At 64.4% G+C, this 22,969-nt stretch carries 20 protein-coding genes; 12 read left to right on the top strand and 8 right to left on the bottom strand.

Going from position 1 to position 22,969, the window contains the following annotated elements; all coding sequences use genetic code 11:
- Positions 1-84: 84 nt before the first annotated feature.
- On the bottom strand, positions 85-840 hold the full coding sequence (locus BN977_RS30725; RefSeq protein WP_036403872.1) for an isocitrate lyase/PEP mutase family protein: 756 nt from the start codon (positions 838-840) through the stop codon (positions 85-87).
- Between the two features lie 116 nt (positions 841-956).
- Here BN977_RS30725 and BN977_RS30720 point away from each other — a divergent pair, with 116 nt between their 5' ends.
- The 5 genes from BN977_RS30720 (at position 957) to BN977_RS33015 (ending at position 5,165) form a co-directional block, all read left to right on the top strand.
- Complete coding sequence (locus BN977_RS30720; RefSeq protein ID WP_024450255.1) at positions 957-1,259, top strand: Rv0250c family protein; 303 nt, start codon at positions 957-959, stop codon at positions 1,257-1,259.
- 46 nt (positions 1,260-1,305) lie between these two features.
- On the top strand, positions 1,306-2,136 hold the full coding sequence (locus tag BN977_RS30715; RefSeq protein ID WP_024450256.1) for a succinate dehydrogenase subunit SdhC: 831 nt from the start codon (positions 1,306-1,308) through the stop codon (positions 2,134-2,136).
- A 37-nt stretch (positions 2,137-2,173) separates the two neighbouring features.
- Positions 2,174-4,090 (top strand): fumarate reductase/succinate dehydrogenase flavoprotein subunit, encoded by a 1,917-nt coding sequence (locus BN977_RS30710; RefSeq protein WP_036403870.1) that lies wholly within the window; start codon positions 2,174-2,176, stop codon positions 4,088-4,090.
- A 1-nt stretch (position 4,091) separates the two neighbouring features.
- Positions 4,092-4,841 carry a succinate dehydrogenase/fumarate reductase iron-sulfur subunit gene (locus tag BN977_RS30705; protein ID WP_036403869.1) on the top strand — a complete coding sequence of 250 codons (750 nt, stop codon included), beginning with the start codon at positions 4,092-4,094 and terminating at the stop codon, positions 4,839-4,841.
- A gap of 162 nt (positions 4,842-5,003) precedes the next feature.
- Positions 5,004-5,165, top strand: coding sequence for a hypothetical protein (locus tag BN977_RS33015; RefSeq protein ID WP_165576389.1), 162 nt, complete (start codon positions 5,004-5,006; stop codon positions 5,163-5,165).
- 2 nt (positions 5,166-5,167) lie between these two features.
- On the opposite strand, the gene BN977_RS30700 is transcribed toward BN977_RS33015, so the two are convergent.
- From BN977_RS30700 to rfbA, 7 genes are all read right to left on the bottom strand, one after another.
- Positions 5,168-5,650 carry a flavin reductase family protein gene (locus tag BN977_RS30700; protein WP_024450259.1) on the bottom strand — a complete coding sequence of 161 codons (483 nt, stop codon included), beginning with the start codon at positions 5,648-5,650 and terminating at the stop codon, positions 5,168-5,170.
- Positions 5,651-5,663: 13 nt separating this feature from the next.
- Positions 5,664-6,671, bottom strand: coding sequence for an isopenicillin N synthase family dioxygenase (locus BN977_RS30695; RefSeq protein ID WP_051562066.1), 1,008 nt, complete (start codon positions 6,669-6,671; stop codon positions 5,664-5,666).
- 36 nt (positions 6,672-6,707) lie between these two features.
- Positions 6,708-8,543, bottom strand: a complete 1,836-nt coding sequence (locus tag BN977_RS30690; protein WP_407661217.1) for a DUF4012 domain-containing protein — start codon at positions 8,541-8,543, stop codon at positions 6,708-6,710.
- 97 nt (positions 8,544-8,640) lie between these two features.
- Positions 8,641-8,997: a hypothetical protein gene (locus BN977_RS30685; RefSeq protein WP_024450262.1), complete on the bottom strand. Its 357-nt coding sequence runs from the start codon at positions 8,995-8,997 to the stop codon at positions 8,641-8,643.
- Between the two features lie 313 nt (positions 8,998-9,310).
- Positions 9,311-10,747, bottom strand: coding sequence for a sugar nucleotide-binding protein (locus BN977_RS30680; protein WP_036403864.1), 1,437 nt, complete (start codon positions 10,745-10,747; stop codon positions 9,311-9,313).
- A gap of 17 nt (positions 10,748-10,764) precedes the next feature.
- Entirely contained in the window at positions 10,765-11,763 is a 999-nt protein-coding gene (rfbB, locus tag BN977_RS30675; protein ID WP_024450264.1) for a dTDP-glucose 4,6-dehydratase, read from the bottom strand.
- On the bottom strand, positions 11,764-12,633 hold the full coding sequence (gene rfbA, locus BN977_RS30670) for a glucose-1-phosphate thymidylyltransferase RfbA (RefSeq protein WP_024450265.1): 870 nt from the start codon (positions 12,631-12,633) through the stop codon (positions 11,764-11,766).
- Between the two features lie 1,198 nt (positions 12,634-13,831).
- Between rfbA and BN977_RS30665 the strand changes: the two genes are divergently transcribed.
- The 7 genes from BN977_RS30665 to BN977_RS30635 all read left to right on the top strand — a co-directional run bounded on the left by BN977_RS30665 (position 13,832) and on the right by BN977_RS30635 (position 22,968).
- A complete protein-coding gene (locus tag BN977_RS30665) occupies positions 13,832-15,487 on the top strand; it encodes a sugar transferase (RefSeq protein ID WP_234709695.1) in 1,656 nt (551 codons plus the stop codon).
- Between the two features lie 303 nt (positions 15,488-15,790).
- On the top strand, positions 15,791-17,050 hold the full coding sequence (locus tag BN977_RS30660; protein WP_024450267.1) for a nucleotide sugar dehydrogenase: 1,260 nt from the start codon (positions 15,791-15,793) through the stop codon (positions 17,048-17,050).
- A gap of 35 nt (positions 17,051-17,085) precedes the next feature.
- The gene (locus tag BN977_RS30655; protein WP_131590241.1) at positions 17,086-18,411 is read left to right on the top strand and encodes a glycosyltransferase family 4 protein; all 1,326 of its coding nucleotides are present in this window, start codon (positions 17,086-17,088) and stop codon (positions 18,409-18,411) included.
- A 7-nt stretch (positions 18,412-18,418) separates the two neighbouring features.
- Complete coding sequence (locus BN977_RS30650) at positions 18,419-19,699, top strand: lipopolysaccharide biosynthesis protein (protein ID WP_036403862.1); 1,281 nt, start codon at positions 18,419-18,421, stop codon at positions 19,697-19,699.
- Between the two features lie 89 nt (positions 19,700-19,788).
- On the top strand, positions 19,789-21,072 hold the full coding sequence (locus BN977_RS33010) for a hypothetical protein (RefSeq protein WP_165576388.1): 1,284 nt from the start codon (positions 19,789-19,791) through the stop codon (positions 21,070-21,072).
- Positions 21,069-22,175: an acyltransferase family protein gene (locus tag BN977_RS30640; RefSeq protein WP_024450271.1), complete on the top strand. Its 1,107-nt coding sequence runs from the start codon at positions 21,069-21,071 to the stop codon at positions 22,173-22,175. Before BN977_RS33010 ends, BN977_RS30640 begins: the two co-directional genes overlap by 4 nt.
- A gap of 52 nt (positions 22,176-22,227) precedes the next feature.
- The gene (locus BN977_RS30635) at positions 22,228-22,968 is read left to right on the top strand and encodes an SGNH/GDSL hydrolase family protein (RefSeq protein ID WP_084172727.1); all 741 of its coding nucleotides are present in this window, start codon (positions 22,228-22,230) and stop codon (positions 22,966-22,968) included.
- Position 22,969 lies beyond the last annotated feature (1 nt).

Genomic DNA, 22,969 nt, shown 5'->3' with positions numbered 1-22,969 from the left:
TTTCGGCTCCCGGTGCCCTGAATTCCGACGTTGTGGTGGCGGTTGAGGCTTCGACTCCACCACAACGTCGGAATCGAGTAAGCGCTACTTCCAGCGGGCCAGGATCTCGTTGGTCTTCTCGGTCAGCGCCCACTGCAGGAACGGGCCGAAGGTGATCCGCCCCACGCCGAGCGCGGTCAGCGCGGCGAGGTCGGCAGACGGCTGGACGGTCACACTGACCGGCAGCGGCACGCCCTCGACGAAGGTGCCCAGCCCCTCCGGATCACGCAGACCGGCCGGGAACAGCGAGTCCGCACCGGCCTGGGCGGCCAGCGTCAACCGGTCGATACCGCGCTGGACCCGATCGGCATCGTCACCCTCATTCTTGAGGAAGATGTCGGTGCGGGCGTTGATCACCACGTGCACACCCGCCGCGTCGGCCGCCGCCCGCAAGTCCCCGACCAGAGCCGCGTGCTCCTCGGGGCTGCGCAACCGGCCGCCATCGCGGTGCACGGTGTCCTCGAGGTTGAAGCCGACGGCGCCGGCGCCGAGCAGTCCCTCGATCAACGCGGCCGGCGACTCGCCGTAACCGGACTCCACGTCCACCGACACCGGCACGTCGACGGCGGCGGTGATCTGAGCGACCCGGGTCAGCAGATCATCGAAGCTCATCTGCTCCCCGTCGGGCTTGCCCAGCGAGTCCGCGACCGGATGGCTGCCCACCGTCAACGCCGCAAAACCCGCGTTCACCACGGTGTTCGCCGACCAGGCGTCCCACACCGTCGGCAACACGCCCGGGTTGCCGGGGCGGTGCAGGGCCAGCAAGGCGGCGGCCTTCTCGACCAGATCCTCATTCGACAATTCGGTTACCTCTCGTTTCGTAGACGTGATCTGTCTCACTCTGAAGTCCATGTTGTGGCTAACATCGAGTGCGTACTGTGATCCATGACACCCTTCAGCCCGAGGAGGTCACTAGTTTGTCCACTACGACCGAAATTGCCGAACTCCACGAATTGATCGGCGGCCTCCGTCGATGCGTCACATCGCTGGCGGCCCGGCACGGCGACAGCCCAGCGATGCGCCGCATCGTGAACGACGCCGAACGCATGCTCAACGATATCGACCGGCTCGATATCGACGCCGAAGAGCTTGAGACCGATCGCGGCGGACGAACAGTTCACCACCCGCATTCGGTGGAGAAGATCTGCATCCCCGACACCGACTACGCAAGCGACTTCTGGCGCGACGTCGACGACGAAGGGCTCGGCGGCACCCGCTGACACCCGGGCGTCCGCGCCGGTTCACAACAGAAAAAGAGGGAACTCAGTGAGCGCACCGACCTCGAATCGTCAAGGCACCGGCGTCTTCTCACCCAGCAGAGCTCAGATCTCAGCGCGCACCCTGCGTACCGATCGATGGTGGCAGTCACCGCTGATCGTGGATCTCGGGTTCGCCGCCTTCGTCATCTACGCGACGGTGCGCGCGTTCTTGCAGAACAACTACTACGTTCCCGCCTACCACTACCTGACGCCGTTCTATTCGCCGTGCGTCAGCAAGGGCTGTGTGCCGGAAGCCAGCCACTTCTGGCCACAGTTCCTTCCTGACGTGTGGTGGCTGCCGTATGCGGCACTGTCGTTGCCGTTCCTGCTGCTGTTCCGGCTGACCTGCTACTACTACCGGGGCGCCTATTACCGCTCGGTCTGGCAGTCCCCCACCGCTTGCGCCGTCGCCGAACCGCACGCCACCTACACCGGTGAGACGCGGCTGCCGCTGATCATCCAGAACACCCACCGGTACTTCTTCTACATCGCCGGGATCATCTCGGTGATCAACACCTACGACGCGATCGTCGCCTTCCATTCGGACAAGACCGCCAGCGGTTTCGGCTTCGGCCTGGGCAACATCATCCTGCTGGTCAACGTGATCATGCTGTGGGTGTACACGCTGTCCTGCCATTCCTGCCGGCACGTCACCGGCGGCAGGCTCAAGCACTTCTCCAAACACCCCGTCCGCTACTGGATCTGGACCCAGGTGTCGCGGCTGAACACCCGGCACAAGTTGTACGCCTGGATCACGCTCGGCACCCTGATGCTCACCGACTTCTACATCATGCTCGTCGCCAGCGGCACCATCAGCGACCTGAGATTTGTTGGTTAGAAACACAATTCGATAGCGGATCAAGCGAGGATCATTTATGGCTGAACTCGAACGGCACCAGTACGACGTGGTCGTGATCGGAGCCGGCGGGGCAGGACTGCGTGCGGTGATCGAGGCCCGGGAGCGAGGCCTGCGCGTGGCGGTCGTGACGAAATCACTGTTCGGCAAGGCGCACACCGTGATGGCCGAGGGCGGCTGCGCGGCGGCCATGCGCAACGTCAACACCAAGGACTCCTGGCAGGTGCACTTCGGTGACACCATGCGCGGCGGCAAGTTCCTGAACAACTGGCGGATGGCCGAGCTGCACGCCCAGGAAGCCCCGGACCGGGTGTGGGAGCTGGAGAGCTACGGTGCGCTGTTCGACCGCACCAAGGACGGCAAGATCAGCCAGCGCAACTTCGGTGGGCACACCTACCCGAGGCTGGCCCACGTCGGCGACCGCACCGGCCTGGAGATCATCCGTACGTTGCAGCAGAAGATCGTGTCGCTGCAGCAGGAGGACAAGAAGGAACTCGGTGATTACGAGGCCCGCATCAAGGTCTTCCACGAAACATCGATCACCGACCTGATCAAAGACGGCAACCGGATCGCCGGCGCGTTCGGGTACTACCGCGAGACCGGCAACTTCGTGCTGTTCGAGGCGCCGGCGGTGGTGCTGGCGACCGGCGGTATCGGCAAGAGCTTCAAGGTGTCGTCGAATTCGTGGGAGTACACCGGCGACGGGCACGCGCTGGCCCTGCGCGCCGGATCCAGCCTGATCAACATGGAGTTCATCCAGTTCCACCCCACCGGCATGGTGTGGCCGCTGTCGGTCAAGGGGATCCTGGTCACCGAGGGTGTGCGCGGGGACGGCGGGGTGCTGAAGAACTCCGAGGGCAAGCGGTTCATGTTCGACTACATCCCCGAGGTGTTCAAGGGGCAGTACGCCGAGACCGAGGAAGAGGCCGATCAGTGGCTCAAGGACAACGATTCGGCACGGCGCACCCCTGACCTGCTGCCTCGTGACGAGGTGGCCCGGGCCATCAACGAAGAGGTGAAGGCCGGCCGCGGTTCGCCGCACGGCGGCGTGTACCTCGACATCGCGTCCCGTATGCCGGCCGAGGAGATCAAGCGCCGGCTGCCCTCGATGTACCACCAGTTCATCGAGCTGGCCGAGGTCGACATCACCAAGGACGAAATGGAGGTCGGCCCGACCTGCCACTACGTGATGGGCGGTATCGAGGTCGACCCGGACAGCGGGGCCGGCGCCACGCCGGGGCTGTTCGCGGCGGGCGAGTGTTCCGGCGGGATGCACGGTTCCAACCGGCTGGGCGGTAACTCGCTGTCCGATCTGCTGGTGTTCGGGCGCCGGGCCGGGCTCGGCGCCGCCGACTACGTCCGCGGCCTGACCGACCGCCCCACGGTGAGCGACGAGGCCCTCGACGCGGCCACCACGCTGGCGCTGGCACCCTTCGAGCCCAAGGCGAACCCGGAGAACCCGTACACGCTGCACGCCGAACTGCAGCAGTCGATGAACGACCTGGCCGGCATCATCCGCAAGGAGAACGAGCTGCAAGAGGTCTTGGTCAAGATCGACGAGCTGAAGGCCCGCTATGCCAATGTCGCCGTCGAGGGTGGCCGGGTCTTCAATCCCGGCTGGCACCTGGCCATCGACATGCGCAACATGCTGCTGGTCAGCGAATGCGTCGCCAAGGCGGCGCTGCAGCGCACCGAGAGCCGCGGCGGGCACACCCGCGACGACCACCCGGCGATGGACGCCAACTGGCGCAACACCCTGCTGGTGTGCCGGGTCGCGGCCAACGCGGCCGAAAACCCTGTGGTCCCGGACGTGACGGTGACGCCGGAGCCGCAGGTTCCCATGCGGCCCGACCTGCTGGCCACGTTCGAACTGTCCGAGTTGAAGAAGTACTACACCGACGGCGAACTGGCCGAACACCCCGACTGGAAGAACTGACATGAGTGCGTACAACGCGAATCTGAGGGTCTGGCGCGGGGATCCGGCAGGCGGCGAGCTGCAGGACTACAGCGTCGAGGTGAACGACGGCGAGGTGGTGCTCGACATCATCCACCGGCTTCAGGCCACGCAGACACCGGACCTGGCGGTCCGCTGGAACTGCAAGGCCGGCAAGTGCGGGTCCTGCTCCGCGGAGATCAACGGCCGGCCGCGGCTGATGTGCATGACGCGCATGTCGACGTTCGACCCGGCCGAGACCGTGACGGTGACGCCGCTGCGCACGTTCCCGGTGATGCGCGACCTCGTCACCGACGTGTCCTTCAACTACGAGAAGGCGCGCCAGATCCCGTCGTTCACCCCGCCGAAGGACCTGCAGCCCGGCGAGTACCGGATGCAGCAGGAGGACGTGAACCGCAGCCAGGAGTTCCGCAAGTGCATCGAGTGCTTCCTGTGCCAGAACGTCTGTCACGTGGTGCGTGACCACGAGGAGAACAAGCAGAACTTCGCCGGCCCGCGCTTCCACATGCGCATCGCCGAGTTGGACATGCACCCCTTGGACGTGGTGGATCGTCAGGAGATGGCGCAGGACGAGTTCGGGCTCGGCTATTGCAACATCACCAAGTGCTGCACCGAGGTATGCCCCGAACACATCAAGATCACCGACAATGCGCTGATCCCGATGAAGGAGCGCGTCGCCGACCGCAAGTACGACCCGATTGTGTGGCTGGGGAACAAGCTGTTCCGGCGATGAGATCCGTGAGTGTGCGCTGAGATCCGTGAGTGTGCGCTCAGATCGTGATCGGGCGCGAAATCACACTCTGAGTGCACTCTCGGTGAACAACACCAGCCCGCAGACTCGGCGTACGGTTGGTGGGGACCGAAAACCGTCCGATCTGCGACGAAAGGTACCTCGATGACACTGCGTGGAACCAACAGCGTCAACGATATTCGCACCGCGATCCGAGAGCTGACCGCCCGCGCCGCACTGGCCCGTAAGGAGGGCCGGCCCGGTGATGCAGCCGAAATCGAACAGCGGATAACCCGCTACCGCGACGAGCTCGCCGGGCGGCCCTGACCTCAGGCGCCGAGCTTGCGGAACGTGCTGCGGTGGAACACGATCGGCGGCACGTCGTGCACCGTGATGCCCTTGACCTGCAGCACGACGATGGTGTGGTCGCCGGCCGGGACCAGCTGATCGATGGCGCTCTCCAGCCAGACGCTGGTGCCGTGCACGAACACCGCACCGCTCTCGTGTGAGTGCGTCTCCAGGCCTTCGAACCGGTCGCCGGTCTTGGCGGCCAGGGTGCGCGCCGCCTGATCGTGCGACTCGCCCAGCACGCTGATGCCCAGGGCCGGGAGGTCCTTCAACTTGGGCCAGGTCTCGGAGGAGTTCTGCACACAGAACGCCACCAGCGGCGGATCCAGCGATACGGGCACGAAGGTGCTTGCGGCCAGACCCACCCGGACGCCGTCGACCTCCGCGGCGATCGCGATGACGCCGGACGGGAAATGGCCGAACGCCTCACGCAGCGCGGCCGGGCTCAGCTCTGTGTTGGTCATAACACTTCCATCTTCACACGTAACGGTGCGCCGCGGCCACATCAGGGTGCGCACGCAACCGACTCTTCCACGCATTACGCCCGTAAACAGGGTAAATACGATCGTTGGCGGGGTCGTCGGTGACTCCGCGGGCTTGGATCGCCAACTCGTCGGGCAACGGTAGTGCCGGCATCCGCGCATCCAGTCGCGGGTTGAAGAAATACGCCACCGACAGGCGCTCGGCATCGCCGGTCCGTACCCGGTGCTCGGTCGCGCGCAGGTAGCCGCCGCTGGCGATCTCGAGCATCTCGCCGATGTTGACGATCAACGCGCCGGGCAGCGGGTCGACGTCGACGTAACCGTGGTCGGTGCGGACCTGCAGTCCGGTGCTGCCCGGTTCGGCGAGCAGCAGGGTGAGCACACCGGCGTCGCGGTGCGCGCCGACGCCCTGGCCGGACGGGACGCCGCCGGGATAGCGGATGACCTTGATCAGTGTGGCCGGGGCCTCGGCGAACGCCGGATCGAACACGTCCGCCGGGCTGCCGAGGGCAACGGCCCAGTGCCGCAGCAGGGCCCGCCCCACGTGCGCCAACGCGGTATCCCATGCGGCGATGACGGCAGGCAACTCCGGTAAGGCGGCCGGCCATTGGTTGGGTCCCTGCAGTCGCAGATACGGTTCGACCGGGTCGGGCAGCGGCGCCCGTTCCGGTCCGATGTCGATCTGCTCGCGCCAGTCCACCTGGCCGCCGGTGAGCTCACCACCGAGGCGGGTATAGCCGCGGAAATGCGGGCTGTTGACCATGGCGACGGCGTCCTTGTCCGCCTGCGGCAGCGCGAACAGGGCGCGGGCCTGGGTGAGCAGGCGTCCGATCAGGTCGTCCGGCACACCATGCCCGGTCAGATAGAAGAACCCGACCTCGTGTGCCACCCGGCGCAGCCGGTCCCGCAGTTCGGCGGGGTCGTCGCGGAGATCGACGACGGGCAGCGCCGTGTGGACGGAAAGCACGGCTCCATTGTTCCCGCCGGACGGCCGGGTGGCCATGGTCCGGCTCAGGCTGAACGCAATGTCGCTCGCGGCTCAGGCGGGGCAGGCCGGCACGTTGATCACCGGGGTGACGTTGTCGACCAGAGGCTGGATCGGCACGCGTGGTGCGCCCGGCACCGTCGGCTCGGCCAACCGAAACACCAACTCCCCCGATGTCCGAGGCGGGATGGCGACCTGCACCTCGAACGTCGGATGGCCATTCTCATGCTCGGTGAAGAAGGGCACCCGCTGACCGTTGACGAACACACTCAACAACTTCGCGTCCTTCGTCGCCACGAGACGTATCGAGCTGAGCATCGTCGCCGTCGGGAGTTTGATGGGGACGTTGGGGTTGAGACCATCCGAACCGGCGACGTAGTCGGGCAACGGAGTGTCCGGCACGGCGCTCTTGAGTTTCACGGTGACGGTGGAATTCCGCTCTTTTTCCGTACAACGGTCGGCCACATACTCGATTTCTCGCCGGAGGTAGTAGTCCATCTTGTTACCACCGAGATTGTTGATCACCACCTCCGCGTACGGAGCCGGATCCGCTGGAACCGCGTGCCCCAAAGGGGTGCCCTCCAGCAACTTCTGGTCTTCCGGCGACGCGCTCCACACCGAGATCCGGCGTTCGCCGACTGCCCGCCCCAACGCGTCGAGCAGGTCACGCGGCCTGTCGACGGACGTCGTCATCCTCTTGACGACCGCGTCGGCGATGTCCTGGAGAAATTCTTTCCGCGCGGTCTGATCTTTCGGAAAACGTTGGTACGCAATTGACTCCGTCAACTCGACCACGTTGTCCTTGGTCACCTTCTCGCCATCCGGCATGCTCACCGGACCGATCGCCCCGAGGATGTAGCTCAGCGCGACGGGATCGAGGGCAACCACGCCGTCGACGTTCATGCCGGATTGTTGCGCCCACATCGATTTCCAGATCTGGGCGGCATACGGAAAATGGGGACTCATGTTGCTGTTACGGAAATCGGTGCCCGGATTGGCGTAGCCATACTGTTGCGCGAACTCGGGTCCGAGGTCGATCGGCGTGAACGGCCCTTTCAGTTCGGTATTCGGCCCCAACTCCTGGACGGTCGGCACTCCGTTGTCGAACTTGAGTATCCCGAAACCGCCGAGTATTCCGCCGGTGCCGCGCGCCTCGGCATTGGTTTGGAATCCCATGAAGTAGGTCCTGGGTCCGTCCGCACCCATCATGGCAGGGCCCAATTTGGCCGCAATGGCGGTGGCATCAAGGAAATTCGCGACGCTGGTGGCTTGGGCACGAAGCTGTGAACGCACATCCCGCAGCACGGAGAAGTATGCCGGGTCGGATATTGCCCGGGCTTCCGATTCCAACCGACGTGCATCGGCGGCGATCTTGCTCAGCTCCGGTTGCTTGGCCCGCAGCAGCTCGACATCGACACGTTTGCCGTCGTACAGACTGCTGGGCGAAAGTGCAACGCCCAGTTGGGCGGACGGACGCAGGATGTCGCTTGCCAACCCGAGAACAACACCGGAGATCTGCTGTCCGGTTCGGAATGGGCTGCCCAACCACGGGATATGGGCCGCGACCGTCCAAGGTGCCGATCCGGTGGCGTCGCTCGCGGCCCGGGCTTGCGACTGGGCGGCGTCTGCGAGGCGAAGTGCATCCTCGACATCTCCGTCGGCAAGCGCATCCTTGGCCTGCTGGGCGCTGGTACGTGCCTGCTCCAGCTGAGCTTTCGCCGAATATGCCTCGGCGCCAAGCCAACCCAAGAATCCCACGATCACCACCACGAGCACCAGGATGGAGATCCGGGTCTCGCGCCGGCGCCACAGTTCACCGAACCGGGACGGCTGATCGTCTTCCGCATGATCACCATCGACGCCCGACGTGCGTCGGGATTGTTTGCGCACTCGAAACGCTTTCCCGTCCTAGGCCGCCGAGCGTCACCCGGACGGCAGCGTCAAGGGGACGACCGATGCCCCGGCTGGTGTGGTGAGACTCGAGGTCCTAGCAGCCCCGGCCGAGCGACACCGTCAGCGTTCCGTAGGGACCGATCTTCGCGCTGGCACCCAGGAAGCACACCTGGAAGTCCAGACCCGCGGTCACACTCTTCCAGGCCCCTTGAAGAAAGCCGGGAATGAGGGAGAGCGGCACGAATGAGGTCACCAGAAGCTGCTGCGGTGGGTTCTTGTTGGAAGTGCCGATCCACCACAGATTGTTCTGCAGCCAATTGTCCTGGGCCAAGAAATCCATCGGCCCCGCAATGGTGTTGTCCAAAATCTGCGTCACGGGCGCGAGCGGCGCGGGAGCGGCAATGTCTGCCTGCGCGGCCACTGCGGGGGTGAGTGCGGCAGCAGCAGCCACCGCGCAAGCCGCAGTCATCACCTGAAACTTGGTCGTAGCACGCGAAACTCGGGTCGCAAGAGCTGACATTTTTCCTGGCCTTCCGTCAGGGAATCTGAACAGAAGAATTGCAGACTGTGCGCTACCTGTCAACACGAAAACATGCAGGTCGGGGGTCGTTTCTGTGCGCAAGATCCGTTTCGAAACAGACCAGCAACGCAGCCGCGCGCGGTCACAATTTTGCTCAGATTGACGGATGAGAAAATTTTTCGCGGCGCATTGCACCGCCGATGCCGATTCTTTCGAGGTCCGCTTGGGGAATGAGCGTCTATGCCTATATCGACGGGTTCGTCGACAGCTCGCGTTGAATGTAGCCAACAAGAGACTCTTGAGCATCGACAGTCATGAACCCTGCCGCTTGAATCTTGCTCAAATCCAAGACGCTGTTTCGCGGCCGTAACGCAACAGGACCCGCAATCGAGGCCACGTATCGGTCGGTGCTCACCGCGACCACCCGGTCTGGATCGTGGCCGGCGAGCTCGAACACTCGGCGTGCAATATCCGCCCGGGACCCGACGGCACCTGAGCCTGTCACGTTGTACAGGCCGTAGGGCGCACCGGTTTCCGTGAGGTGCCGGACGGCCCGGGCCAGCTCCGGCGCGAACGTCAATCTGCCGTATTGGTCGTCCACCACGGCGGGATTGATCCCACGCTCGGCGAGCGAGAGCATGGTCCGCACGAAATTCTGCCCCTTCCCCACCACCCAGGACGTGCGCAAAATGTAGTGCCGCGGAACGGTTGTCACGATCTGGTCGGCTGCGGCCTTCGTCTGCCCGTAGACACCCAGCGGAGCGACCGGGGCGTCTTCTCGGTAGGGATCTGCAGCCGCGCCGTCGAATACGTAGTCACTGGAGATGTGCACCAACGTCAGTCCATAGGTGGTGCAGACACGGGCCAGGGCGGCGACACCGCTGACATTCGTCGCCCACGCCGCTGTCCGCCCCTGTGCCGTCTCGGCCAGGTCCACCGCCGTGTACGCGGCGGCATTGATGACGACGTCATAGTCGCGCCAACGGAACACGCTGTGCACGTCCGTGCCCGCGGCGAGGTCCATGGTTGCCCGACCGGCGAATTCGACACCGGACCGGTCGGCGTACAGTTCGCGCAGGGCGCTTCCGACTTGGCCGGTTCCCCCGAGAACAAGAATTTTCCGCGGCGGCATCGGAGCCACGTCCTTCAGTCGCGGATGCGCGCGATCCTTCACCGACAGCACCGCTCGGTCGAGCGGGACCGGCCATCGGATGTCCAGCGTCTCATCGGCGGGGTTCACCGACGGGTACACAGCGGCCGGCGAGTAGTGGTCATTGACCAGATACGTATAAGAGGTATTGGGCTCCAACGTCTGGAACGCATTACCCACTCCCCGCGGCACGAAGACTGCCCGGGACGGGTCCAGCTCAGCGGTGAACACCGACCCGAATGTCGGACCGGTACGAAGGTCGACCCAAGCACCGAACACGCGCCCCGAGACCACCGAGACATATTTGTCCCAGGGCTCGGCATGGATACCCCGGGTGGTCCCGACGGCATCGTTGAACGACACGTTGTTCTGAACCGGCCCGAAGTCGGGCAGCCCGGCCGCAACCATTTTCTGGCGCTGCCAGTTCTCTTTGAACCAGCCTCGGTTGTCCCCGTGGACGGGCAACTCCCAGAGGGTCAGGCCGGGGATCGGGGTCTCGGTGGCACGCAACGCCTTTTCGTACTCCACCACCTGTCCACTACCTCCGCTCACTGGCCCAAACGCGCATAGAACGCCTCGGTGGCGTCTTTTGCAGGACCCCACCAGGCTTCGTTGTCGCGGTACCACTGGATGGTCGCGGCCAGCCCGCTCTCGAAGTCGTCGTAGCGCGGACGCCAACCCAGCTCCTCGCGCAGCTTGGTGGAATCGATGGCGTACCGCAGGTCATGACCGGCCCTGTCGGTAACCCGGTCATAGGCGTCGGCGGGTTGCCCCATCAGGGTGAGGATCATCTCGACGACGGTCTTGTTATCACGTTCGCCGTCGGCGCCGACCAGATACGTCTCGCCGACGCGTCCGTTTTCCAGGATCGTGAGCACCGCCGCCGAATGGTCGTCGGCATGGATCCAGTCCCTGACATTGCGCCCCTCGCCGTAGAGCTTGGGTCTGGTTCCGCGCAGCACGTTGGTGATCTGGCGCGGAATGAACTTCTCGACGTGCTGGTACGGGCCATAGTTGTTGGAGCAATTGGAGATCGTCGCCGCAACACCGAACGACCGCACCCACGCCCGCACCAGCAGATCGCTGCCTGCCTTGGTCGAGGAGTACGGCGACGACGGGTTGTACGGGGTGACTTCGGTGAACCGGCTCGGGTCGTCGATCTCCAGATCGCCGTACACCTCATCGGTCGAGATGTGGTGGAAGCGAGTGCCGTGCCTGCGCGCGGACTCCAGCAGGGTGAACGTGCCCACTAGATTGGTATGGAGGAATGGGCGCGGATCGTCCAGCGAATTGTCGTTGTGCGACTCCGCGGCGTAGTGGACGACCGCATCGGCGTCGCCCATCAGATCATCGACGAGATCGGCATCCGCGATGTCGCCGAGGACGAATGCCACCCGGTCGTCCGGCAATCCTGCAAGTGACTGCCGGTTACCCGCGTAGGTCAACTTGTCCAGCACCGTGACGTGGTGATCGGTGTGGTCGACGACGTGGTGCACGAAATTGGATCCGATGAAGCCGGCTCCTCCGGTGACCAGCAGGCGGGCCATCTAGAGTCTCCTGTCCAGCAGGCTCAGCAGGTAATCGCCATACCCCGACTTCGACTGCGCCACCGCACGTTCGCGCAACTCGTCGTCATCGAGATAGCCTTGCCGCCAGCCGATCTCCTCCGGCACCCCGATCTTCAGACCGGTCCGGCGTTCCATGGTCCGCACGAACTCGGCAGCATCGGTCATCTGATCGAAGGTCCCGGTGTCGAGCCACGCCGTACCGCGGGGCAGCACCCGCACGTGCAGCCTGCCCTGTTCCAGATAGACGCGGTTTATATCGGTGATCTCGTACTCGCCACGTGCGCTCGGCTTGAGGCGCTGGGCGATGGCGACCACGTCGTTGTCATAGAAGTACAACCCCGGTACCGCGAAGTTGCTCTTGGGGACCTTCGGCTTCTCCTCCAACGACACCGCCAACCCCGCACCGTCGAACTCGATGACCCCGTACGCTGCCGGATCGGCGACTTGGTAAGCGAAGATGGCCCCGCCGTCGACGTCGTTGAACGCCTGCAGTTGGGTACCCAGACCGGGGCCGTACAACAAATTGTCGCCCAGGACGAGGGCAACCTTGTCACCACCGATGAAACGCGCTCCGATGGTGAAGGCTTGGGCCAGTCCGTCCGGCGACGGCTGCTGGGCGTAACTGATCGAGACTCCGAACCGAGAGCCGTCGGCCAGCAGCCGCTCGAAGCTCGCGGCGTCTCGCGGTGTGGTGATCACGAGGATGTCCCGGATGCCCGCCAGCATGAGCGTCGACAGCGGGTAGTAGATCATCGGCTTGTCGTACACCGGCATCAACTGTTTGGAAACACCGAGCGTGATCGGGTGCAGACGCGTCCCCGAACCTCCCGCCAAGATGATCCCTTTCACGCGGCCATCGTGGCATACGCGGGGCGGCCGACCTAGCGGCTGGGCGCGCCACCACCCTGAAGGCACTGCCGCCGGCCGGGCCCGGTGACGGCAAAGATCGTCCGTCATCGAACCTGGACCGGCAATGGTTGCCACCGCCGCGGCGACGTGGACACAGCCGGACCCGGCCGTCGGCGCGGCCGCATCGGCCGACGAGCGGATCGACCTTTGCAGGGATGTTGGCCCAGACGCGTGGGGCGGGCACCCCGGCCGGCATCCGAAGCAGACCCGGAGAAAATGCCCAGTGCTCGATGGGCAAGTTCCCAGGTGTCACCGACGCCCCGTCCCAGCACACCCCGGCGGACCGCATGGGAAGCTCAACTGGCGAAATCGGCCCTACACCAGCGAATTTCGCGCTGGTTACCGCAACGTTTCGCACCGCGGGGCGCCGCAACCCACACCTCGATCGAATTTGCATCCGCAAAGATGGCGGCGTCCCTGTTGTGGCAGCACCTGCTGCCCGTGACCGGTCACCGACCGCCGGGACACCGGCGGCGCAATATCCACCCACTCGCAGAATGAGCAAAGCCGGCCGCCATCGGTGACCGGCCGGCGACGCCCGGGCTCACCGACGACGGGCGCGGAAGGGCGCGGCTACGGCAGCAACGCCGGCCGCTTTCGCCCCTTCCCCACTTTCATCGTGGCGGCAGCGGCGCGGTGGGAATACCCGAACAACGCTAGTTTCGGGTTTGCCCGTAATTCGACGAGTCGAACTGACCCAGGTTCACGCGGTGCAGTTTCAGTACCCAACGGGTGACAAGCAATGCATCGTCACCCGTTACCCGTAAGGCATACCGCGAAGGCTCTTCCAGCAAATTTTGTTAAGCAATACGGCCGCGATATCGCGACGATTCTTGAAGCGTCTGGTTGGAGCTTTCGGGCGTTTGATTGGCGACACCGCCGGCGCGGTCGCAACCTGGACTCTTGGTGTGAACGACGGATGAATGCACATCTACCTGCACGTATGGCGCGTCAATATTGTGAAGTTACTGGGCGAAGCGCGGTGTCTGGCACTAGTATCGTTTTCAACGGACCGCGCTTCTTGATTCGCGCACGCCGTTGCAACACAAAGTTGACACCGCCGTCATCACGGAGATCGGCAAATGAATAGAGTGCCCCCCGATCGCGGTCTACCGCCATCGGTAACAACGTTCCGGGCTTGCACCGACGGTGGTCGCAATCGTTTCCGTTCGCGTTGTTGATCCGCCGCACACCAGTTATGCTTATTTACGATCCCGTCAATATTGTTTGCTGGATTCGAGAGGATTGGGCAATGACCAGGGCGGCCGATACCACCACCATCACCACCGGGCACGGTTCTGTGGCGCACGGAATGACGACATCCGCATCTCATTCCCTGCGCCACGACCAGGTGTCCGTCGCGCGGCCCAGGGGATCCGACCGGGTCTCACCGGGCGACAGCCCGACCCGGCAGCGCCACCAAGGCGTGCGTCACTCTTTGCGTGCCACCAGAATCATCGGCAGGATCCGGGCCTTCATGGTCGTGCCCGCTGTCGACTTCACCATGATGGTCATCCCATTGGCCTGGCGGCCGCCTCAGATCTATGCGGTCGTCGCGATGGCGATCGTGGGCACCGTTTTTCTCTCCGGCGGAAGCCGGTACACCGCAAGACTGCATCTGAGCGTGCTGGACGAACTTCCCACCATCCTCACCCGGCTGCTGGCGACCGTGGCGATTCTGTCTGCGGCCATCCTGTTCGCCCATCAGAAAGCGGCGGTTCTGACCTTCATCGAAACCGCCTGCCAGTCAGTGCTACTCGTTGTCGTCGGCCGCCTGATCACCACGAGACTCATTGCCGTGGGTCGCCGGTACAAGCTCACCCAGCATCACACGATCCTCATCGGCGGAGGCCCCGTCGCGGCGGAGCTGGCCAAGATCCTGACCGAACATCCGGAATACGGGCTCACGGTCGACGGCTTCGTGGACAACTGTGAAGACTGCCCGGCCGAACGGTACCTGCCTCGGCTCGGCCGCCTCGGCGATCTCGATATGGCCGTCGTGACGGCCGGTGCGGACACCCTGCTGTTGGCCGACGGCCGCTTCGACGAACGCGCGTTGATGGACGCGGTGCGTACCAAGGAGTGCGAGACAGCCGAACTGATGATCGTTCCGCGGATGCACCACTTCTACACCCTGACCGGCGTCGCCGACCACATCGGCTCCATTCCGATCATGCGGATTCGTAACCCCAACCTCCGCGGTCTGACCAGGGCGATCAAACGGCTTTTCGACATCGCGGTGTCATCGGTCGCCTTGGTGGTCTTGCTTCCGGTGCTCATCGCGGCGGCGGTCGCAGTTCGACTCGAGGGTGGCCCAGGCGTGATCTTCCGGCAGGTGCGAGTTGGACGCGACGGCAAGACTTTCGAGGTATTGAAATTCCGCTCGATGCGGCCCGCGAACGAAGCCGAATCCCAGACGCAGTGGAGCGTCGCCGCCGACAACCGGGTCGGTCCGGTCGGACGGTTCCTGCGTTGCACATCGATAGACGAGTTGCCGCAGCTGTGGAACATCCTGCGCGGTGACATGACGGTGGTGGGGCCGCGGCCCGAACGCCCACATTTCGTCAAGCAGTTCTCAACCGAAGTAGACCGCTACGCCCACCGTCATCGGGTGCAGGTCGGTCTCACCGGTCTCGCCCAAGTCAGTGGGCTGAAAGGCAACACGTCCATTGCCGACCGAGCCCGTTACGACAACTTCTACATCGAGAACTGGTCCCTGTGGCTCGATATCAAGATCATCATCCGGACCTTCCGGGCGGTCGTGCTCTACCGCGAGAGGTCGGTCCGGCCATGACGAAGCACCGCCGGCCGTCCGGCATCGGTTCGGGAGGGACGCGCATCTGAGCTGAGACCGCACTGCATGCCACATCTGCGATACGGCCCTCATCCGCTCGACGAAGCGCGGAACAACCCACAGCACCGACCGGCTCTCGTCGGATCCGATGCCCGTCCCGTCAACAACCCCGTCCCGTCAAAAACCCCGTCGCGTCAACAACCCCGTCGCGTCAACAACGTCGTGCCACTCACCTATCCGCGCCCATGCGTCAGACCGGCACCGCGGAGGACGCGCGCCTCACTTATCGAGAGGAGACCACCCGTGAAGATTGCCATCCTGGGCCTGGGATATGTCGGCATCACCGCGGCTGCATGCCTTGCCAGCGAAGGCCACGAGATCATCGGAATCGACCCGAACCCTCTCAAGGTGGAGGCCGTCCTGGCCGGGCGCTCGCCCATCACCGAACCCGGTGTCGGAGAACTGATTGCCGAAGCTCGCCGACAAGGCTTGATCCACGCCAGCACCACCGTGGTGCCCGAGGTCGCCTCATGCGAAATGGCGATCGTCTGCGTGGGGACGCCGAGCGCGGCGGACGGCTCACACAACATGACGTTCATCGCGGAGGTCTCACGTCAGATCGCCGAAGTCGTCCGGGCATACCCTGATGGCAATCTGACCGTCGTGTACCGGTCCACCATCCGCCCCGGAACGATGGAAGAGTTGATCCAACCCATCTTCGACGAAGTGTTGCAGGACGAGGCCTCACGCATCGAGCTGGTGTACAACCCGGAGTTCTTACGCGAATCTTCGGCGGTCAAGGACTTCTTCGCCCCGCCCAAAATCGTCGTCGGGACCAGGACCGGCGGGCGGTGCCCGGTCATCGACAAGATCAACGAAGGCATCGACGCCCCGGTGTTCTACGTCAGGTATCGCGAAAGCGAGATCACCAAGTTCGTGGACAACACGTTCCACGCCGTGAAGACCGTGTTCGCCAACGAGATCGGCAGGCTGTGCGCCCAGCTCGGCATCAGCGCCGCCGAGGTCCACAAAATCTTCGTCTCGGACACCAAACTGAACATCTCGCCGTATTACCTGCGCCCCGGCGGCCCCTTCGGCGGCTCCTGCCTGCCCAAAGATGTTCGGGCGCTGCAGCACATATCGCGCATGTCCGGTGGGTCCACGCACCTGATCGACTCGTTGATCGACTCCAACGAGGCCCACAAGTCGTTTCTGTACCGGTACGTCGCCGAAGAGCTGGAGCACGGGGCGAGGGTTCTGCTGCTGGGTATCGCGTTCAAGAACGACAGCGACGATCTGCGGGAGAGCCCGAACATCGATATCGCCAGGATGCTGATCACCGCGGGCTACCAGCTCTCCATCTTCGACCCGCACGTCCAGCCGCACAACCTGATGGGCCAGAACCTCGGTGTGCTGTCGAATTCACCCTTCATCCGTCAGTTGCTCGTCGACCAGGAGATGATCGAGAACACCGAGTGGGACCTGGTGGTGGACACCCGCAGCACCGCAGGCAAGTACGCCTTGACCGCGGCACGCGTCGTCGACATCAATCGGCTGCGGTGATTCCGCGGACAATCTCGGTTCCGAAGGAGAGCACATTGCCGGACCCGCACCTGCCGCGCAGGATGGACTGCCCGACCTCCTCGCGGCGCCTGCGAATTGCCCTGGTGTACAGCAGGATGCCGTTTCCCATGATGCGCGGAGACCAGACCACCGTTGCCCATCTGATCAGCTTCCTCGCGCAACGCGGCCACACGGTCGACCTCTACACGCTGGCGGTCGACGGAGAACTCGACGAAGCACAGACCGACTGGCTGCACCGAACCTGCCGCAAGGTGAACATCTACACGCAGTCCTGGCGCGCGAAGATCATCGGTCTTGTCGTCGGCATGTTCGCTCTTCTCCCGTTGCAGGTGAGCATCTTCCGCAATCCCGCCCTGAAAAGAGACCTGGCCCGGGCGGTCGGCTCCGGTGATTACGACATCGTGTACTGCTACTACCCGCGCACAGCGCCCGCCGTGCCGCAGAGCATCAAATCGAGTCAGAGCACGGCATCGTTTCTCGCTCTGCAACTTTCCCAGACGCTCAACACCAAACGGATGGCCCGCGACGAGCGCAGCAGGCTCAAGCGCATCGTCTACCGCATCGAAACCGTGTTGATGGGTCGTTTCGAAGCCAGAGTCTGGCAGAACTTCACCAAGGTGGTGCTCATCGGGCCCGCCGACGTGGCTGCGGTGATCGAACAATGCGCAGCACACGATCAACCCGAAATCGACAATTGGATCTACGGTGCCCATGGGACCGACACCGACAAGTTCCAGGCCGCCGAGGCGGACGACGTGGTACCCGGGCGCATCGTGTTCTCCGGGTCGATGCTCTATCCGCCCAACATCGGTGCGGTGCTGTGGTTCGTCGAGCGAGTCTGGCCCACCATCCGAGCACAGGTGCCCGATGCCACTTTCGTGGTCCAGGGCCGCGACCCGGCACCAGCCATTCTGGAACTCGATGGGCGCGACAACATCTGGGTCACCGGGACGGTGCCCGACGTCGGGGTGATCATCCGGTCCGCTCAGGTGTGCGTCAACCCGATGATCGCCGCCGGTGGAATGCAGAACAAGCTCATCGAGTACATGGCGTGCAGCAAGGCCGTCGTCGCATCCTCGGTCGCCAACGAGGGAATCATGGCGCCCGACGGCACGGTGGTGATCGCCGACGACCCGGCGACATTCGCCCGGGAGGTCATCGAACTCCTACGGGACGCCGACGCGGCCACCCGCCTCGGCGCACGGGCACGGGAACACGTCCTCGCCAACTGGACATGGGAGAAGCACTTCCTGGACCTGGAACAGGCCTTCTACGCCGCACTCGACGGCGACCTCGACGATATCGACGCTGGGCACGGCATCCCAGCCGGCCGGCATTGAGCTTCTGATGGCACTCACGGTGGCGCTGCGTTACGGCGGTATCGCGCTGCAGTTCGTGATCCTGATGATCCTGGCACGCCGCCTCGATCCCGAAGACTACGGTCGCTACCTCCTGGTGCTCAGCGCCGTGCTGCCGACGTACTTCCTGCTCGGCTTGGGGGTGTCGGAGACCTTTGTGCGCGACGCTCCCAAACTCGAGGCGCGGGGTGAGCCGGACCAGGTGCGCGCCCTGCTGGGCACGACATTGACGTTCGCTCTCGCCAACGCCGCCGTCGTCGCTCTGACGGGCGGTCTGCTCCTGTCGCTCCTCCCCCTCGATACATCGACCTGGATCCAGGTGGCGTTCATCCTGGCCTTCTTCGTGGCCAACGGTCTGATGTTCAACGGGGCGCAGCTCCTTCTCGGGGTCGGGGCCAAGGGGCTCGGAGCATTTTTCTTCTACCCCGCCGTGAATCTCAGCCTCGCCGTGAGTGCCGTCCCGTATGTGGTGCTCGCCCACCAACCCACCTTCTCCGGCGTGGCACTGGCAACGTCGGTGGCCTCGTTGATCGTGGCGGCATTCGCCTTGCTGCTCGTGGTCCGCCGCGTCCGGCCCGGCCCGCCGAGCATCGGCGTCACGCGACACCTGGTGCGGGTCGGACTGCGCCTGTCGGCGGCGCGCGGGCTGTACGCAGCAGGAATCTGGCTGCCGACCTTCATAGCGGGGCTGGCGCTTTCACCCGTTCAGGCCGGATACCTCGGTACGGCGGGGAGACTGGCGGTGGCGGTGGGCGCCATCACCGCCGCGGTCCGGTTCGCGATCCGTCCCACCATCGTGCGAGCTTTCGAGGCGCAGGACCGGCAGGCCATCAAGCTGATCTGTGGCCGGCTGGCGACGGTCACGCTGGTGATCACGCTCGCCGCGGTGGTGGTGAGCAGCGTGGCCGGGCATTGGCTGATCTCAGCGGCTTTCGGCGCGGACCTCGCACCCGCGGCACCTTTGCTGACGGTCCTGTTGGTAGCCGTCGCCATCGAGGCCTACGCGGGCCCCATCGACGAAGTGCTCAAGATGACCGGGCACGAGAACCGCGTCCTGGCCATCTTCTGCGTGGCCGTTCCGCTCGCAACGGTGGCTCTGCTCGGTGTCGCACATTGGGGCGTCATGGCGATGGCCTGGGTTCAGGTCCTGTACACCTTGGCCGTGTTCGGCGCGATGATTGTTGTGTTGCATCGGTATTGGGGCATCTGGATACACCCGATCCTGCCGGGATCCCGGACCGTCCGTGCCGGCTCCCGAGACGAAATCTGACTGGAGGTCCCCACGTGGCTCACCTGACGCGGCCCCGGCCCCGTACCGCATCCCCGCCGGGCGTGGCGGCGCTTCAATCCAGTGTTCCGTTGACCGTCGTCGCGGCGGCTTCGTTTCTGCCCTATCTCAACCTGGGGCCGCTGTCGGTACCGTCGCAGGTACAGCCGTGGGCCGCGCTACTGGCCTGGCTCTGGGTCGGCGGCCGTCTGCTGACCACCGGCATCCGCATCACCGCACTCCAGTTCACGCTGGTGCTCTTCGCTGCATGGTTCATGTTCTACGTCTACGGCGGGGACGGCTTCGACCTCCAGATCTACCTGCGCCGGTCGGCGTCCTTTCTGCTCAGTGCCGGCATCTTTCTCGCGTGCCAGTACCTGACACCGGCCACGCTGTGGCGGGCGTTGAAACTCACGCTTCCGCTCTGGTTGCTGTTCGCCATGCTGCGCTACCTCGCCCCCACCATCTACTTCGAGTTGGTCACGCCGCTGGTACCCACGGTGGTGAACTCCGGGGCGCGCGGCACCTCGAGCCTCGCTCCGGAGGCCACCGATTTCGGTTTCACCATGGCCTTCATGGTGGTGCTGTGCATGATCGCGCGGCGCCGGCTGCAGGAAGAGGGTGCGCGCGCCGAGAAGTGGCCGTTGGCCTTCGCCATCGCCGGTGCCCTGCTGTCACAGTCCGGCACCGGTTACATCGGCCTGGCCCTCATCGGCGTCGTCTACCTGGCTACGCGGCCGTCCGGCCAACTGGGCGTGATAGGTAAGTCCGCCATCGCGGTAGTGGTCGCCGTGCCCGCCATCCTCGCCCTGGACACGTTGTCCTCCAGCGGTATCCGCGGGATCGACCTACTGAGCACGGCGATCCGCTCACCGGCGGAGTTGCTGGACACCACCGTCTCCTATCGCATTGCCCACAATGTCGTCGGTGTCCTCGGCATGCTCGACACGGGCTTGCGGGGGTACGGTGCCGGTGCCTTCGTCAACGAAGCACCGGATGTCTATGCCAGACATTCGGTGGGGTCGATGCTCGGACTCAACGCCTACTACGGTGACTCGGTGCCGGCCACCTTGAGTCAGTCACCGGTTTCGCAGTTCGCCGTCATCATGCTCGAGTTCGGGATCATCGGCGTGGCATACGCGTTCATCATCTTCCTGTTCGCGATGCGGTCACAGATTCCCTTCAGAACGATCGCCGTGGTCATCCTCGCGGTCACCTGGCTGAACAGCTTTCCGGCGGGATGGCCACCGTTCTGGGTGCTGGTCGGCATCATGATGAGTCCGCATTTCCGGTCCGTCGGGACGTCGGGCGGCGTGAACGTCGACGACGTGGCGACATCTCCTGCCCCGACTGTGCCTGCCGAGAGGCTCCGATGACCGTCACCGAAGACAAACCCACCCAACTGGACAACACGCCGGAGGCGCGGTACGGATACGTACACGGATTGGACGGCTTACGGCTGCTGGCCGTCCTGATCGTCATCGTGCGCCACTACGAGCTCGTCATGATCCTGCCCGGCGGTTTCGGTGTCTCGATCTTCTTCTTCATCAGCGGCTTCCTGATCACTCGCCTGCTGCTGGCCGAGGAGCACCGGTTCCAGCGCCCGATCGCCATCAAATCGTTCTACATCAGGCGGTTCATCAGGTTGCTTCCACCGTTGCTGCTGATGGGCGTGATCGCCGTGCCCGCGCTGTATTACTTCTATCCCGAGGACTTCTCACCCGCCCAGATCGCGATGTCGTTCACCTACCTGGGAAACATCACGAAGTACGGCGCGATGGCGTGGGGATGGCGGGAAGGATATCCGGCGATCGAACCGCTGTGGAGCCTCGCGGTCGAGGAGCATTTCTATCTGCTGCTGCCCGCGGCCCTGCTGTTGTTCCGCACACCGAGGTCGCGGGTGATCATGATGTCGGTCGCCGTCGTCGTGCCGCTGATCATTCGGGTGTGGTACTACGAAGTGGCGCCGGTGGCTTTGGCCGACCAGTTCAACTACCACTTCACGTTCACCCGGCTCGATTCCATCGGATTCGGAGTGCTGCTCACCCTGCTTCTGGACGCCGGCTGGTTGCGAATTCCGAGCAGGCGCTTCGTCGGGCATCTGCTGGTGTTCGGCGGTGGACTTCTGATGCTCGCGTCCATGGTGCACTGGTCCCAGGCGTACGAGATCGCCTGGAAGTACAGTTTCCAGAGCCTGGCAATCGGGATCTTCTTCGTGGGCGTGATATTCGCGCCCAACTACCGCTGGCTCCGAAGGCTGCTGGAGCGTAAGCCCATAGCGCACCTGGGCAAGATCAGCTATGAGATGTACCTGTGGCACCTCCCTATACTGGCGGTGTTGGTCGCCGTGCTCCCGAACCGGGCGTTGGCGATCCCGATCGCCCTGGTTGCCACCGTGCTGATATCCGACGGGGCGTACCGTTTGACGACGAAACGGCTGAGCGGTCTGCGCAGACGGTTCGGTGGACACCCGGTATGACGGTGGCCTACGGCTCGACGTCGACGAATGTGCTTGGTGAGGGGAGGCTTTCATGATCCGCCGTATCGCGGTGGCGGCAGCGCTGCTTGCGGCCTTGTGTGCGTGCAGTTCACCGAAGGGTGTCGACTCCGCCGCGGCCGCCGACCCGTACACGTGCATCGCTCCCAGGCTGCCCGCCGCACCCACGGCCACTCGAGACAGGGTTGCCGTCATCGGCGACTCGTACACCGGTGGTAGCCCGCAAGGCGGTAACGGCGACAAGCGATGGACGTCTGTCGCGGGAGCACAGCTCCAGGGCATGGGACTTGACGTCGTGATGAAGGTGGGGGCCGAAGGCGGCTCCGGCTATGTCGCCCATGGACGACGCACCGGTGAAGTGTTCGCCGACAAGATTCCCACCACGTTGTCACCGGGCGACCATGTGGTGGTGGTTTTCGGTTCCATCAACGATTCGCACGGCACTCCCGGCCAGATGGCGCACGCGACGTGCGACACCCTGCGCGACGCCGAAGTCGCCGCTCCGGCAGCCCATCTGCTGGTGATCGGGCCGCCCTGGGTGAGGAACAGTCCCCCTCCGGCCTATATCCTGCGCACGCGCGACATCCTGCGCACGCGGTCGGAAGAACTGGGTGCCACTTTCGTCGACCCCATCGCGGATCGGTGGTTCGCCGACCGGCCGGACCTGATCGGTGCGGACGGCGTGCATCCCACCGACGCCGGGCACGAGTACATGGCACAGAAGATCGCGCCCGTCATCGCGCAACTGTTGATGTCGCCGCCGGCCGTGCACTGAT

The organism is Mycolicibacterium cosmeticum (assembly GCF_000613185.1).
Taxonomy (GTDB): Bacteria; Actinomycetota; Actinomycetes; order Mycobacteriales; family Mycobacteriaceae; genus Mycobacterium; species Mycobacterium cosmeticum.
Note: the sequence above shows the minus strand (reverse complement) of the source record. Positions and strands in the feature narration are given on the sequence as shown.